This is a genomic window from Cyclobacterium sp. 10D3-21 (genome assembly GCF_055809755.1).
On sequence record NZ_CM147924.1, the window covers coordinates 476,155 to 491,501 of the forward strand.

Below are 15,347 nucleotides of genomic sequence, written 5' to 3' on the forward strand. Positions count from 1 at the left end.
AATTAGTGAACCAAGTCAAAATTGTCATGAGATGTTTAGGTTTGGTTTTTGCGCCCCTTTTTATCTAGCCATGTTTAACCTAATGATTACGTATAAATATTTTATATATCAATCTACTAAAGCATGTTTTCTTCATCAAATTAAGGATTTCGGACAAGGAATCCATTGGAACGACCACATTATTATTGGAAAAGGCCAAACTAGGACTTTGCTGCTACCCTTGTTTGGTTTAATAGTGGATTAGGATTAAAAAAAGTGCTTGGTAGCTTAAGGTTGAAACCGTGTGCTATAGTAAACTTCAGTTACGGTTTTTTTAATTTAAATTTCAATTCTAAGAAAAATTATTAAAGTCAATGCACCAATGCAAATCAATCCGATTATTCCAGCTTTTATTATGGCTGTATTTGTTGCCTTTTTTTTCCTTTTATAAATTTCCTTTTTAAATAACAGCGCCAAAATTATAGGCCAGACTAACAAAAATCCATATCCATAAAATGTAGTGGGCTGATACAATTCCTCCATTGCGTTTCTTAGAAGTCCAAAAAATAGGTAATCCATAATTACAGATAGGAGAAGAAAAACCAAAGCAATTATAAAAGCACCTTTTATTAATTCCGTTTTTGGGTAGGTTTTTAATGCTAAAAAAGTAACAAAAGCCCATAATGCAACCCCTAAAGTCAGCATTAATGTTATTCCTAATGTGGCACTATAGCTCCAGGGAAACCACAACATAAGATTTGAAGCCCAATAAGTGGTAAATGCAAGAATTGTTAGGTATGCTATCCATTTTTTCATTGCTGATATCTTTACATATTTCATAGTTCTGACAATTGAATGCCAACGTTAAATATATTTAAAGTAGACGCCTTCGGGCTTTAAACCTAACATGCCGGATGATTTTGAAAGAAAATAGAACCTTCGAATTTACCTCTAATTTGCCTGTTTTATATTTATATTGGTAGGATCCGTTTACTATTCAATTTTCTTTCCTATTGTCTTTTGTCCACCTTGATGAAGGGTTAAGCTCTCGACATTTCCTTCTTTAAGTTGAAAAGTAATTTCAGCTTTTACCACTGTAATAAAAAAGCGGGTGTCATTTTCTGGATACATCTCGAATTTTCCTTGCCCTGTAGCCTGTCCAAATAACTGTGTCCCTTCTTTTGTAATGGTAATTTTGAATTCGGGTTGCAACTCGTATACACCAATATATTGTTCAAGGGTAGACTCTGGTACTTCAACAGCGTCACTTTTAAATTTTATGCTCGCTAATTTTGCGCCAGGATCAAGTAAATAAAAACCAATATCATCTACACTTGTTGAGGAATTTGAAAGAACTACCACCCCTTTTCCAGTCTCCTTTACAAATCCGACAAAAGACCTGTATCCACCTGTTCCTCCATTGTGCCAGATTACATCCCCATCCTCTCCATTTTTGATATGCCATGCCATTGCCACTGACATTTCACCAGCTTTATTATGTCTGACCTGGTGAGATAACTTCATCGCTTCTAATACTGGCCTGTTTATATAACCTAGATTGGCGGAAATAAACTTGGACATATCAGAAGTAGAACTTCTGATGGCTCCAGCGCCTGCAAGTGTTGGAATGTCCCAATTCTCAACGACCTTACCATCACTATGGCCTAAAGCCAGGTTTTCTTTCATTTCCTTAGAAAGTTCAATTCTTGTGTTATTCATTTCCAAGGGATCTGCAATGGTCTGAATCATTAATTCTTCATAAGTAGTATTCCTATTCAGAGCAAGGAGATGACCTAATAGTCCTTGCGCAAGATTGGAATATTCATATTCAGCACCTACCGCTCGAACAGGTTGATAATTAGAGATGAACGCATACATTTGTTCTACTGTATAGTCAGCATAAGGGTTGTTCGGATTTGCAGGGGCAAAGTTATCGGGCATTCGTGGAAGACCGGAAGTATGATCCGTAAGATTTCCGAAAGTAATTTCGGTATCACCTACTACTGGAACGTTTATACTATCAGGAAGAAAGTCATTTATTTTATTTTCAAGTTTCAGATTACCATCTAAAACTTGATTGGCCAGCATTATTCCGGTAAAAGCTTTTGAGATTGATCCTATTTCATAGATAGTATTCTCGTCTATTTCTTTACCGTTTTTGGCAGTGTTGCCAAAATTATAGTAATGAATCCCTGATGAATCAATTATAGATAAAGCAATACTGGGAGTTACACCTTCAGCAATACGTTTTTCAATAGTCTCTACCAATTCAGTAGGTAAACCTGAGCCTGATTCATTCTGGTTTTTTGAACTTTTTGCGGATTGGCAGCTGACAAATGCTACAAGAAGAAATAGCAATGAAATTATATGGTTTTTCATATATCGTTTATTTAAAATTTCATGATCCTTATAGAATCCTAATATCTTTAAATACTCATGTTTTAGCAGAGTAGCCTGGTATATATACTGTTTACCAGGCTACTATGGCTTTTTTTCTTTTTCAAATTAAGGGTTTCAGACAAGAAATCCAGTAAAGCGGTCACCTTTTTTAAAGGAAAGGGCATAATAGGACTTTGCTGCTATTCCTGTAAGATTTATAAAGAATATTGGGACTAAAAAAAATGCGACAGTGAGCTTGAGGGATCAGGTATGTATAAATAATAAAAGCAAACCGAATTTCGCTCAAAAACCCTTTACCTAAAGGATAAGAACTACAAAAAAAAGGTCTAATTCCCAGGACTCCTTGAGTGATTAATCGAGCTGTACCCTGAGCCTGCCGAAGGGTTCCAGCGGTCCCATTGCTTGGTTATTGCCTAGCGTATTTTGTCGATTTATTTTTTCAATTACTACCTAAAACCAATCCATTAGAAAGCTTATCCCAATTCAAATGTAGTTAACCCATAAACCTTGTCAATCCTCATATTTGGAGATTTGCCGTAATACATTCTTGCGCACTCAAATATATACTTTGCATCATGTGCTTTAATAAGATTTAATGCCCCTTGATTTATGGTAGGAATATCAATATACAGGGGCGCACCAATCACTGAATTTAAACAAGCCTTATATAGCGCTTCAGCAATGAGTTCAGAATCTGCAAATAAGGGGCAGATTTTATATCCTGTATTCGCTTTCCTTAGAATGGAAAATCCCTTAATTTGACCATCCTCAACATACTTAAATGTCTTATTGTCTGGTAGATTTAACCAGGGAATAATAAACTGTGGACGTGAAAATCCAAAACATTGTTTATCATAGGCTAAAATGGAGGATATATCCTCCTCGACTATTTGGGAAATATTTTTATCAATCTTGAATGCCATTCCTTCCTTTTCATAGCGAATATCTCTAAAGGCAATTTTAAAGCCGCCTTTTTGATAGAATGGTTGCAAAGCCAAAACGCCATCCATTCCTATTGATGCGCCCTTATTTAATCTTGACAACAATGCATCTCGTCTTTGATACCATAGTTTCCTCCCAATCCCAAAGGATCTATACGGTGGCTTAACAATAAAAAAGCCCATAAACCCGAATTCCATATTGTATGAGACAATCGATCCGCCAGCAATCAGATCACCATTGTAAAAATACCCATAAAAGCCTTCTGGATCTGTTGCCCAATACGCATCAGCATCATTTGGACCAGGATTCCATCCCTCTTCTTCAGCCCATTTCAATAAAGTTTTTAAGCCTTCAAAATCTAATTTCTGAAATTGTAATTGATCTATATTTACCACAAGCAATTTTTTATTTTACCCAATACCCTATTCATATAGAATTCATTCTATTGTTTGTATTAACTCAGTAACAATTTATCAAACGCCTATGTCTTCATTCCATAAATCCTCATTGGCTTCAATAAAGGATCTCATCATTTCTTTACAGGTAGGATCATTGATGACAACAACCTCAACACCTCTTTCTTTTAACAATTTTTCCTCTCCTAAAAACGTCTCATTCTCGCCAATAACAACTTTAGGGATTCCATAGAGCAAAATAGTACCAGAACACATGGAACAAGGAGACAAGGTTGTATATATAACACATTCGCTATAAACACTGGCAGATTGCCTCCCAGCATTCTCAAGCGCATCCATTTCTCCATGAAGGATTACACTGCTATTTTGTACTCGACGATTATGTCCGCGACCTATAATTTTCCCGTCATGAACAAGGACAGACCCAATAGGTATGCCTCCTTCGGCCAGACCCGTTTTAGCTTCTTTAATTGCCTCTAAAAGAAATTCATTCATTGTTTTCTAATTATGGTTATTGGCTCGTTTATGAAGCGTACCGACCGAATGGGAAGTCCGATTTCATATAAATTGTTAGTAGCTTTATTTTTCATCAAATGTAAACTTCACATGGCCAAACAAATTGGGGGAACCTGGAGTAGTCCATAAAACAGGAAATCCCGTTTTCGGAATACTTATAATGGTACCCATGATGGTACTACTGTTAAGAATAGGTCGAGTTGATTTTAATTCTCTCAATCCTTCAAAAGCTATATTATTAGCACTGTCGCCTAAAATTTGATTGGCTAGCTTTAACCTTTCATGTGTATGGCCAAAGCTACTATCGTTTAGGTCTTCATCGATCTCGTAAATAACAGGAGCATTTTCTTGAAGTGTATGATTAGTATGCGCTATATATTGCTGTTTCTTATTTTCAATAACTTCAATATTGTCTTCCCAAGTTTCTACTGCAATGGCAGTTTCTCTATCGGTAATTAAGTAATTCATTGAGGTTCCAAAATCTACCTTTTTGAGATATTCAAGAGATTCAGTAATGTTCTTTGACTCCAGTATTTTTCGTACATTAAATGAAACAGGAATTCCTTTATTAGATACAGGCAAATCTATTATTGTATTTATTCCTACCGCAACACCATAACTGTTAACGCCATTTTGACCAATCTGACCCGCAAAAGTTTGTTGGAGTATAATTAAATCTGAATTTGGATACTTAATTTTTAAGACAGTTACTGCACCTTCATGATAAGCAGGAAGGTCATTATTATGTGTAAGGAAATTTGCTTGGTTTTCTCTACCAAAAACACCTATTGTTGTGCAATGTCCTTCATTTGACTTAAAATGATTACCAGCTTCTAAATAAGAATAAAACTCATCAAAACTTTGATAAGAAAAAAGTTTATCAAAATCAACTTGAGCGCCATCAACAATTCCTTGAAATTCATTGAACAATTCAGGTAATTGGTCTTTGACCGATTGAATATATCCCTTACCAGTCGCAAAATCAGAAATGGCTTCTTTAGGAACTTTTACAGTTGTATTTTCCTCTATCCAGTTTTCGAAATTCTTCAAAGATCTTTTGATAACAAACGCAAGAGCTCTTCCATGTTGAAAGCCTCTTTCGTATGCAGTATTACCATCCAATTCTAAATAGTATATCCCTTGTCTGAACTCGACAGTAGGTATTTTTATTTCCTTTATTTGTGATGATGCCGAATAGCTAACACTTAGTAAAAGAACAAATAGAAAAGTGTATTTTTTCATATTTAGAATTTCTACCCTTATCAGGGAATTTTGTCACTCTATTGCTACTAAAATCTATAAAAATTCCTATTTTACCAGAGGACTTGCGAATATATACACTATGTATCAGGTTCCTACGGTTCGTTTTTCTTTATCAAATTAAGGATTTCAGACAAAGAATCTAAGGGATAGACTACATTTTTATTGGGAATGGCCAAAATAGGACCTTGCTGCTATGGTTTTTTGATTTAAATAGAGGTTTAGGATTAAAATAAGTGCTTGTTAGCTTAATCTGGGAACGGTGTCCTTTAGTAAACTTCAGCTACGGTATTATTATTTGGATCCTGAGCCTGTCGAAGGGGCATTAGATTCAGAAAAGCCCCTAACGATTGCCTGAATGCCAGGTATTATGGCTAGCTATTATATTAATCCTTAGATTCTCCAAACGGTTTACCTGTCCATTACAATTGTCCATAGGGAAGGCATTGTGCCTACTGCTGAGGTATTTTACTTAGGTTGATACCTATTGTCGAGATCCTACTTACCCTTTTACTGCATGGGGTAATCCAAAGAGAAATTGCTTGTAGGACGTGTCAGGAATTTATCCGATACAGGCGAATAGGTCTGAACTTCAATGCTGTTTTTCTCAGGGTAGAAAGACATGATGCGTAAGAAGCCACTTCCTGCCTTGATCTCAGGCTCGTCCCAATACCAATAATCTGCCTGAACCTGATGCACAGTATTACCAAGCTTGCCTTTGCTACTGAGTAAATTCTCCATGGCATGTCCGGAAAGAACCATAAAGATGTTCTTGTGTTGGCTGACAAATTTCTCCCACATCTCTTCCCCTGAGTTGCCTTTTACCAAATAGTTGTCAGCACTTGTTCGTTCACCCTTTTTTCTGGTTAGATAACTGTGTGTGACGATGATGGTTCTGTATTCAGGGTGCTGTGCAACGACATTATTCGCCCATGCAAGGGTTTCGTCTCGGGGTTTAAATTCCAGACTGAGTACAAGAAACTTCATCTCTCCTTCTTTTAGAAAGAGGTAGTAGTTTTCAGTTTTCCCATCTTCTTTAAAATGCAGCTTTTTATTACTGCCAAAAAGCGGTTTGTACAAAGAGTTCTTGGTGAAACGTGAAGGTTTGAAGTAGCTGCTGAGAAGGCTTTCCCGGGAATGACTTGTTTTATGGTCTTTTGCTGAGTATCCCATATCATGATTTCCTGGAGATAATATATAGGGTACGGTGTTGTCAAGGGTCTTGAATGCGGTATCTGCTATCTTCCATTCTTCATCGTGTCCTGTCTGCGTGATGTCGCCGACATGAGCCACCAAGGCAATATTCAGCTTTTTCCGGTTCTTTTTGATCCACTCCGTCTGCGTAAAGAAACTGGTACGCTGATCACCTATACCCGGCCAGTGCTTCTGCGTCTCCTTATGCCTGGTGTCCGCATAGCCTTGGGTGTCAGGTAGAACTACAATCGTAAATGGTTGGCTAGTGGCACTTTTGCTTAGGGAAGCACAACCATTAATTAAACCAAAAATAGCGATGAACCCTAGTGACAAAAGCAAGCGCATTCCTCTAGCCAAATTAGTATACTTCATAAGTAGCATGATTAATTCTTTGCCAACAAATTTGAAATAATTATACCGAATACGTTCGGTTTTTTTGTTAAATTCTTTGAGGTCAATTTCCCATGACGGCGCCATTGCCGGATCAGGTCGGTTTTGAACTAATACACGGGCTTTAAAGGGGGATGTCAAAGCTGAAAATGGCATAAAAAAATCACAAAGTCATTCCCTCACCTGTCCGATCATTCGGTATAGGACGACAAATGGACCTGGTCTATTGGGTAGTACCTATTGCACAATAAGTGAAGTATAAAATGCGTTAGCAATCGTAAATTTCTACCGACTGGAGGAGCGGTATAGGGGTAAGATTCCCCTTTACCTACTCGACTTGGATACTTTTATTTCTATTCAGTATGCTCACTATGAGGTTTTTAACAGTTTCCATTTCGTCAGGTTTACTCACGGCAGCAAAGAGTGTTATACTTGCTAATGCCTCATTACTAATTATCATGTTTCCATCATTCTTTGAAAGGGCATTGTTGCTTTCAAGGAATAAAAGAAAGCAAGCTGCCGCTATTCTCTTGTTTCCATCAGTAAATGCATGATTCTTAATTATCAGATATAATAGTGTTGCAGCTTTTTCTTCTATACTTGGGTAAAAATCTTGCTCTCCAAATCCTTTCGATATCTGAGCTATTGCACTTTCGAAGCTTTTGTCCTTTTCAAGTCCGAATACATCAGATTCGAATTCTAATTTCATTTGATTTATCAAAGATTGATACTCTTCTCTTGTCGGAAATTTGGGGGTTGCTAGAGAAAGTCCTTTGGTGTCGAGTCTCTCATGGTCATAGTCATCCAAAAGTGTAAGTCCTTTTGTAAATTTGGTTAGCCAGCCAAGTCCCTCTTCTTGTGCTGTTTCTTCTATAGCTCTTCCAAGTATTTGTAACCCAGATTTCAATACTTTGATCTCTTGATTCTTTTGCTCTAGTCGCTTTTCATTAATTGAATATCCTTGAATCAAATAGTCTTTTAGTCGATTGCTTGCCCACTGACGAAATTGTGTTCCTCTAATTGACTTGACTCTGTATCCGACTGATATTATCACATCAAGATTATAGTATTTGGTTGTTTTGGTCTGAACTTTTCCTTCAATAGCACCATGTTGTGTGGTGTGTGCATAATCTGCACATACCTTATTTTTATTTAATTCTCCTTCCTTGAAGATGTTTTTTATATGGCGGCCAACAACTGTTCTGTCCCGATCAAATAACTTACCAAGTTGCTCTTGATTCAGCCAAACTGTGTCATTATCAAAAGTAACTTGAACCTTTGTTTGCCCATCGGAACTTTGGTAGATTTCAATTTGGCTATTCTTCTTCATTTCTTTTTAATATGAAGTTTTTTATTCAATTATCAGTTCGCTTTTTTCTTTTTTTGCCATTTCAATCGCTCTGAAAATAACTCCAAATAAATCGCGTCCATCCGAGGTAACAAAATAATTTGAAAGGTTTGTTATTTCTTGGCTTATATTTTCACCCCATGGTGGCTGTTTTGTCAAGTCTTTTTTGTCCCAAATAACTTTCGAAGGTTTAAACTTTTTCAGCCTTTTTAGGATTTCAGTTATTTCTTTTTCAGCTTTATCTAATTTATCGAATGAAAGCTTTCCATTATAAAAGTCTGTCAGTACGACTGGATTTTTTTTCCCAAGAGTCCTTTTGTTAGTCGAATTTCAATTGTATCAAAAAAAGAAATGAGAAAGTCACTCGAACCGACTTCGTAGATAAAATGACTTGTTCTTAAATGTACCTCCATTTAGTTTTCTCAAATTGCTTATACCGGTTTTGGCTAAAAAACGTGCGGGTTTCGAACTGTAAATCTCATTGCCAAGATGAATTTGGGTTGAAAGATAATACATGAATGTTTATTTTTCATCAACATGTTTGCTTAACCTAGGTTTGTATTTACCATGGATACTTGGTATCTAATATAACAAATAATTCCAAAGGGTGAAACCCGGAGATTAAGCATGTACCGTATTTGGTGGTATGCATTATGATCTGGAATTCCTGATAAAAATCAGGACAGACTGGCCCGCGAAGTATTAGCAAATCACCCAGTTTTTTTACAGGGATGGTTTGCCAGACCCGACCATTCATTAAAAAATTCTCAGGGAGTAAGGGAAAAGGCGGAATGAAGGTAAGGTGTAAGATTTCAGCTTAAAAATGTGTAAGGCGCACCGTGAGTAATAAGCTCAGGGTGCGCCTACTCAATTGTGGACTGCCTACTCCACTACTGGTACCTCGCTTACTAGTTTCCATTCGCCATTACCGTCTTTTATTAGAATTACGATGGAAACAAATGTCATTTTAGAACCTACAAAGGATACTTTGGCACTTGCAGTCGAACCATTTAGTACAATGGATTCTATTTTGACCTTTCTAATATCTCCGCCATACTCTTTGGTTCTGATTTTGTCCAAATAAATATCCCTGGTCATTACCGAAACGTCGCTGCTACCAAATAGCCGGTTCATTACGATGCGATAATTAGCGTCCAAATAGGTCGCTAATTTGTCTGCATCATTTTTATCTCCTGCTTTTGAAAAGCCCAATATAGTTTCTTCAATCGCTTTCTCCTCAGATGATTGTGCCATGCAACTTGCTGTCATAAAAAGAGCAAAAATGCTTATTAGAATTATTTTGTTCATCTTAATTTTGTTTAGCGTTTTAAATAAAATTACTGAATTTGTGATGATGCATTGCTTTTTTACGGTGGCCTGATTGTCTTTGTATCCATGATTTAAAGTGTTATTTCTGTTGAGGTTCGCATAATTGAATGATGCTTAAAATCATCAGCTAAGCTGTAAGCCATTAGCAAAGTCCAATTGGTGCCTGGTGCAAGTTGTCTATGATATTTACTTGCTTTTTTTATCGGTATTGAAAATTGCAATCTGGTCCTATTCCCTTTTTCATCCCCTGAGATAGCAATTGTTTGGCTGGATATTCCATAGTTGGCGATAGGTTTATAATGGCCTGGCTTTTCGGTATAATGTTCCACAACTTCAGCTTTTCCATTTCTAATGCGCCCCATGAGCAGGTAAGTGCCTGCCAAAGATGTTGTTTCGTTGAACCCTATGGCAAGCCAACCATCTGTGGGTGCTTCCATTTCAAAGTGAATGTATTCGGCTTCAATATTCCACTGTACTTTCATGTTGTTCTTAAAAACCTCTTTCATGGTATCCTTTTTATGGAACTGAGTGGAGGCCAATATTGCCATACATATGATTAGTGATTTCATTCTTGTTTGATTTTAGTGGTGAATTCAATTTCGATAAGAATATTTTTCTGGCTAAAGCCGGTATAACAAGTAGGATGGTGGCAGGTGCATCAATTGATGGTTAACATCAGGGCTTGAGGGTAGTTTATAGTCTTTGTTCCACCCGACTTGAACCGAGGCATTTATCACATCATTGAAAATTTCTGCTTGAGAAAGGCCAAAGTCAGGAGTTGCATATAAGGCAGTACTTTCAATTGAAGAGGTATTTATACCACATAAAGCTAAGGTTGTATCCAGCACCATAATTATTGGTCTATTTATTTTGATATCAATCATTGACATATCAATTAAAAGGGTAAAAAAATTTAGCGCATATTCTTTTGAATTTTTAGTAAAAGCTGGGTCAACACTTCTAATTCGGTCGCTGTAATGCCTTCAATACTTTTTAACCGGTGGCGACTGATAACAGGCAAATATTTCTTTATAAAAGCATTTCCCTCCTTTTTAAGGCAAATACTATATTGCCTCCTGTTATTTTCAACTGGTCTTCTTTCCACAAAATTTTTATTGGTCAACAAGTCTAAAGTCCTTGTAATAGAAGCAGGGTCTCTTAGTGATTTATCAGCCAATTCCTTTTGTGTAAGGCCATCATTTTCTTCAATAATCTTTAGTAATATCCATTGTTCAACAGTGATACCCATCCCCAATTTGTCAAACGCTCTTTGTGAATATAGTTTTGAGATTTTACTGGTTTTGTCAATTTGGAAAAGGACTATGTTTTCTAAATTCATTTGATTGATCAATTGTTGATATTGCAATATAAAGAATAATAGTTTAATTGCTTTAAATTTCTGGACTTATTTTTTTTTAAGCCTTAGAAAAATGGGGGAAAGATCTATCATAATTACCGATCTCAAAATAATAAATTCCGTAGGTTGTTCTTTGTTTATCCAAAGGACTAGTAATTACTCGTCTTATTTCTAGATATGCTTTTTAATAAACTTCCAAATAGCGTCTAAAGCTTCCGTTGTTAATTCTTCTGCAACAGAAAACACCTTACCATCTGCATACTTAACCTTGGAACCATTGCCATCAGGACTACAGTGATTCACATCTATTGATCTACGCCAGTATTGAGCATGTTTTCTCCATTCGGTTTGGTTCACTTTTGTTGGGGCATCTACCCAAACATTCCAAGCCAGTACACCTCCTTGTTGTAATAAGTTTCCAGAACCTACATTGAAAAGATTCATTACAAGTTGATTGAACGAGTCCACAAAAGTATCTCCTGTTTTAGCAATGTTGCCAATACCAACTTCTAGATTAGCATAATTCCAAGCTTCATTATTATGCAATGTGAATGACGGTAAATGGTCTAAGGCTTTAGGTGTATATAACTTATCTCTTGTAAAAATAACTTCAGGGTCTTCTACATGTTCCATCTTTTCAGTACGGTGTGTATGGACTTTAATGGCTTGATCTTTACAAATAGGTAAATGATGAAGTTTATTTAATAACTCAAAGGCTCCCCAAAATAGTTTTCCATAACAGGACTGATTAGCATCCTTACTAAACCATATTTTTGGCTTAACCACCATATCAATAGCCAAGCTTTTATCTGTTTCATTGACCCAACCACGTTGTTTTACGACAGTGACTTCAACATTTATTGTTCCAAAACCTTTTATATATGTGCCTTGTTGTGGACAGATTACAGCCCAATTTTGCCCTGTATTACCATAACCTGCTCTAGATATGTCTGGTGCAAACATTTGAAAACACCGTGATTTAGGTTCATTATGTACAGTCAACCATGTAAATTCTGGCCATAATACACGTTGTTGACGTTTAATACAATGGATGCGTTCTAGGTTGTCATTAAATTCTAATGTGCTTAAATCAGCAATGCCATTTTTATATTGCAATTCTGGATGTTTCTCTATAAAACCACCTTTCCAACCTCTGGCTGGGACGTGATTAGGTGAAATCTTTTTCATAATTGTGAATTTTAAAATGGATTAGTTTACTTAAACTTTTAAATTAATCAAATCGATTTTTAGCCTATAAATACCTGCTATAAATTAAGGTAAACCCCTTATATATTTTGAGTGAGTTTTTAGGCCTTGTCTTTTCATTTTTTGACTCGGAATTGCACACAACGGTTTCAGGTAGGGAGCAATGTGTTTAAATAATTAAGTTACAAAAAATTATTATAACTAACTGAAAATCAGAAGTATTTTTAAGAGATGACCAAGCTAAGAATAAATTATATGCCTTGTTGTCCAATCCTGTTAATGCAGGAAGCCAACAGCTATTGATGTTTATTCCTCCATTAGACTTATTGTTAATATTCAACATATTAAGCTAATAAAATAAGCAATCTTTCATTGAAAATGCCAGTGAAAATGTATTAGGCTTTGATTTGCAGCTCAAGAGGCTCCGAAGATCGATAACCATTAGAAGTAGGGGAAAGCTAAGTTCTCCTGCTAAGAAAATGTTGTAGTTGCAAGACCGGAAAGCTGCTAACATGTTTAGACCAAAGGGGAGGCACCAGCCAACTTGTTTAATAAAATCAGGAAGTAAAATAATAAGCGCCAGTTAGCTGTTGAGGCAGTTATGCCCAATTGGTAAAAAAGCCAAAATTCCATCCAAAACCCTTTACCTAATAAACAACATTTGCGAAAAAATGGAATCCTAGGCCAAAGAACAACCTATAACCACCTATTTTTTTATTCTCCAACGCTTAGCAAACAAAAATGGAAAACCATCCCCCATATCAATCCTAAAAACTAGCCCCCTGTAGTGGACCCTGAGCTTGTCGAAGGGCCAGCTGGCAGAATGCCTGGTTTTTAGCAAACGGTTTTTTTTTCGGTTTATAGACCGAGTTCATTCATTCTCTTCTTTTCATATCGACTGTCTTCGGCTGGATATCTCAATGAATTGCCATATTTTCCAGATTGTTTAGCCATGGAATAGATCAAACCTTCGCCCGCAAATTTAGGATCAGGTATCTCTTCAAATATTTTGTCCTTATATGCTGTTTCAGCATTTACTAATTGCCAACCGTTTTCTTTGAACTCCCTAATGAGGTCATCTAAAAATAGGGCGGATGTTAGATTATGATGAAGTAAAAGGGTATGGTTGATGTGTCTTCCGTTCATCTCGTACGAAAGCTTTTCATAATAATTTGCCCTGTCCATTATATGTTCAACATAAAAGGCCTTGAATTGGTCGATTTCAGTTTTTTCCAGGCTTACTTCTTTAATTCTTCCTATTAGGCGTTGGTTGATGTACCAGTCGGACGCATCGATGGTTACATAACCGTTGGTGTAGTTGTTGTCTGCGAGAATTTTCCGAATACTGTCAACTTTTGATGGTGTCTGTCCCTCCTTTAAGTAAGGAAAGCGAAAAAGCTTTACAAAGTTGCTAAGTTTTGAAATAATTGAGTCTGTTCTTTTTAACTGATTTTCAAAAAGATTTATGGTGTTTTTTTCCAGACTAAAATTGGGATGGGAAAAGGAATGATTTGCGATTTTATGTCCGCTATCGTTCCAGCTTTTGAGTAAAAATTCACCCTTATCATCAGATTTGTTCCTGCCGGTAACAAAAAAAATGGCTTTTAAATTTTCTGCTGCAAGATGTGATAATATCCTATTGTTCCATTCCTCAAATGCGAAACCTGCTACATCGGAAGTGTTTCCATCGTCGAATGTAAAACTTACCATGGGGCCTTTTGAGACAATTTTGGTTGGTTTTTCCAGGGCATTTTTCGGTTTGTCGGATGTTGAATTTTTGCATCCAAAAATGATTGTTAATAGCAAGAAGATTACTGGTTGAATTTTGTTCATTTGTTTATTATAAAATGTAGGCTAACGTGTAGTAAATGGAGATTTTTGATGCCATACATTAGTAATACCTTTATTTTTTTATTTTCATTTGTTCAAAAGCGCTGTAAGTCACCTTTTTTCTAATCATAGGAAACTTTTCCATATCAAATTGTTCTTTGGGCTCAACATTCGTAGCGAAAAAATAGGTGTTATTTTGAGATTCAATGTACCCCACAAACCACCCATTATTATTTCCATCACTGATTGACCAACCTGTTTTTCCGCTAAGTTTAAATTCTTCATTCTCTTCAATTACCATCATCCTTTTCATTATCGTTTCCGTTCGCCGGGTAATCGGTAATTCAGAATTATAGAATCTCTTTAAAAAGGCTACTTGTTGAAATTGATTAATTCGGGATTTTCCTTCAAGCCAGAATAAATCTATATTGGCTGAATCAACTTTCATACTTCCATATTCAAGTTTATCTAGGTATTTGGTCATTCTTTCGATTCCAATATTTCTTGCTACTTGTTGATAGCAAGGTACACACGAAAAATGAAAGGCTTCTTTGAATATTAAATCCTGTTCCCAGTTTTTAAGCATTCTTTTTTCTCCGTCCCACTTGAAAAGAGTACTGTCGTTTTCAACTACTTCCGTCTCAATTGCTATAATTGAATTAGGAATTTTAAATGTAGAAGCTGGTAATTTTCCTTCTGTAGCCCATTCAAAGTTGTTAGAATAGTACTTGTCCTCTTTCAGGTCGTAGATTAAAATTGAACCTCTGATATTTGCAGAATCAATAATTGTTTGAAATCCTGGAACAACAATTTCATGTTCCAATGCCTCATATTGCTTTTTTTCAGACAAGTCCTTCCTGGCATTGCATGATAAGAATAGGAGCATTAATAGGGGTACCAAATGACTTGTTTTCATCTTCTTGAAATGTATGCTTGTGGTTTGGCTATGAAACGTGGGCATTTTCGGTGCAAATTTCCGCCTACCGTGACGATACTTAACTACGAAGCACTCTGCTAGATTGCAGTAATTTTCGCTCCATGTTTTCTTAGGTGTTGTATGTGCCCAGCATCATCTGATATCGAAGATACCAAATTATTCAGAGGGTGAAAACCTGTGCCGAAGCATGTCGGTAGCCTGTGCCGATTTTATCGGTATCCCTTATGTGCGGGAGTTTCTGTT

General features: G+C 36.3%; 14 protein-coding genes and 1 pseudogene. All 15 read right to left on the reverse strand.

Features of this window, described 5'->3' with window-relative positions; genetic code table 11:
* Positions 1 to 318 precede the first annotated feature (318 nt).
* Entirely contained in the window at positions 319 to 795 is a 477-nt protein-coding gene (locus AC0L7T_RS02185; RefSeq protein WP_473340835.1) for a hypothetical protein, read from the reverse strand.
* A 177-nt stretch (positions 796 to 972) separates the two neighbouring features.
* Positions 973 to 2,358 carry a serine hydrolase gene (locus tag AC0L7T_RS02190; protein ID WP_473340837.1) on the reverse strand — a complete coding sequence of 462 codons (1,386 nt, stop codon included), beginning with the start codon at positions 2,356 to 2,358 and terminating at the stop codon, positions 973 to 975.
* A gap of 494 nt (positions 2,359 to 2,852) precedes the next feature.
* Positions 2,853 to 3,716, reverse strand: a complete 864-nt coding sequence (locus tag AC0L7T_RS02195) for a GNAT family N-acetyltransferase (RefSeq protein WP_473340838.1) — start codon at positions 3,714 to 3,716, stop codon at positions 2,853 to 2,855.
* 78 nt (positions 3,717 to 3,794) lie between these two features.
* Entirely contained in the window at positions 3,795 to 4,232 is a 438-nt protein-coding gene (locus tag AC0L7T_RS02200; protein ID WP_473340839.1) for a nucleoside deaminase, read from the reverse strand.
* An 84-nt stretch (positions 4,233 to 4,316) separates the two neighbouring features.
* Complete coding sequence (locus tag AC0L7T_RS02205; protein WP_473340840.1) at positions 4,317 to 5,495, reverse strand: C45 family autoproteolytic acyltransferase/hydolase; 1,179 nt, start codon at positions 5,493 to 5,495, stop codon at positions 4,317 to 4,319.
* A 528-nt stretch (positions 5,496 to 6,023) separates the two neighbouring features.
* Positions 6,024 to 7,079 (reverse strand): metallophosphoesterase, encoded by a 1,056-nt coding sequence (locus AC0L7T_RS02210; RefSeq protein ID WP_473340842.1) that lies wholly within the window; start codon positions 7,077 to 7,079, stop codon positions 6,024 to 6,026.
* 346 nt (positions 7,080 to 7,425) lie between these two features.
* On the reverse strand, positions 7,426 to 8,427 hold the full coding sequence (rhuM, locus tag AC0L7T_RS02215; RefSeq protein ID WP_473340843.1) for a RhuM family protein: 1,002 nt from the start codon (positions 8,425 to 8,427) through the stop codon (positions 7,426 to 7,428).
* 21 nt (positions 8,428 to 8,448) lie between these two features.
* Positions 8,449 to 8,858 (reverse strand): annotated as a pseudogene (locus tag AC0L7T_RS02220) (immunity 70 family protein).
* Between the two features lie 469 nt (positions 8,859 to 9,327).
* Complete coding sequence (locus AC0L7T_RS02225) at positions 9,328 to 9,753, reverse strand: nuclear transport factor 2 family protein (RefSeq protein WP_473340844.1); 426 nt, start codon at positions 9,751 to 9,753, stop codon at positions 9,328 to 9,330.
* Between the two features lie 92 nt (positions 9,754 to 9,845).
* Entirely contained in the window at positions 9,846 to 10,343 is a 498-nt protein-coding gene (locus AC0L7T_RS02230; protein ID WP_473340846.1) for a DOMON domain-containing protein, read from the reverse strand.
* Positions 10,344 to 10,394: 51 nt separating this feature from the next.
* Positions 10,395 to 10,658, reverse strand: coding sequence for a hypothetical protein (locus AC0L7T_RS02235; RefSeq protein ID WP_473340848.1), 264 nt, complete (start codon positions 10,656 to 10,658; stop codon positions 10,395 to 10,397).
* A 29-nt stretch (positions 10,659 to 10,687) separates the two neighbouring features.
* Positions 10,688 to 11,113 (reverse strand): MarR family winged helix-turn-helix transcriptional regulator, encoded by a 426-nt coding sequence (locus AC0L7T_RS02240; protein ID WP_473340849.1) that lies wholly within the window; start codon positions 11,111 to 11,113, stop codon positions 10,688 to 10,690.
* A 189-nt stretch (positions 11,114 to 11,302) separates the two neighbouring features.
* Positions 11,303 to 12,319, reverse strand: a complete 1,017-nt coding sequence (locus AC0L7T_RS02245) for a hypothetical protein (protein ID WP_473340850.1) — start codon at positions 12,317 to 12,319, stop codon at positions 11,303 to 11,305.
* An 876-nt stretch (positions 12,320 to 13,195) separates the two neighbouring features.
* A complete protein-coding gene (locus tag AC0L7T_RS02250) occupies positions 13,196 to 14,170 on the reverse strand; it encodes a polysaccharide deacetylase family protein (protein WP_473340852.1) in 975 nt (324 codons plus the stop codon).
* Positions 14,171 to 14,240: 70 nt separating this feature from the next.
* Positions 14,241 to 15,083 carry a class D beta-lactamase gene (gene blaOXA, locus AC0L7T_RS02255; RefSeq protein WP_473340853.1) on the reverse strand — a complete coding sequence of 281 codons (843 nt, stop codon included), beginning with the start codon at positions 15,081 to 15,083 and terminating at the stop codon, positions 14,241 to 14,243.
* Positions 15,084 to 15,347: the final 264 nt, after the last annotated feature.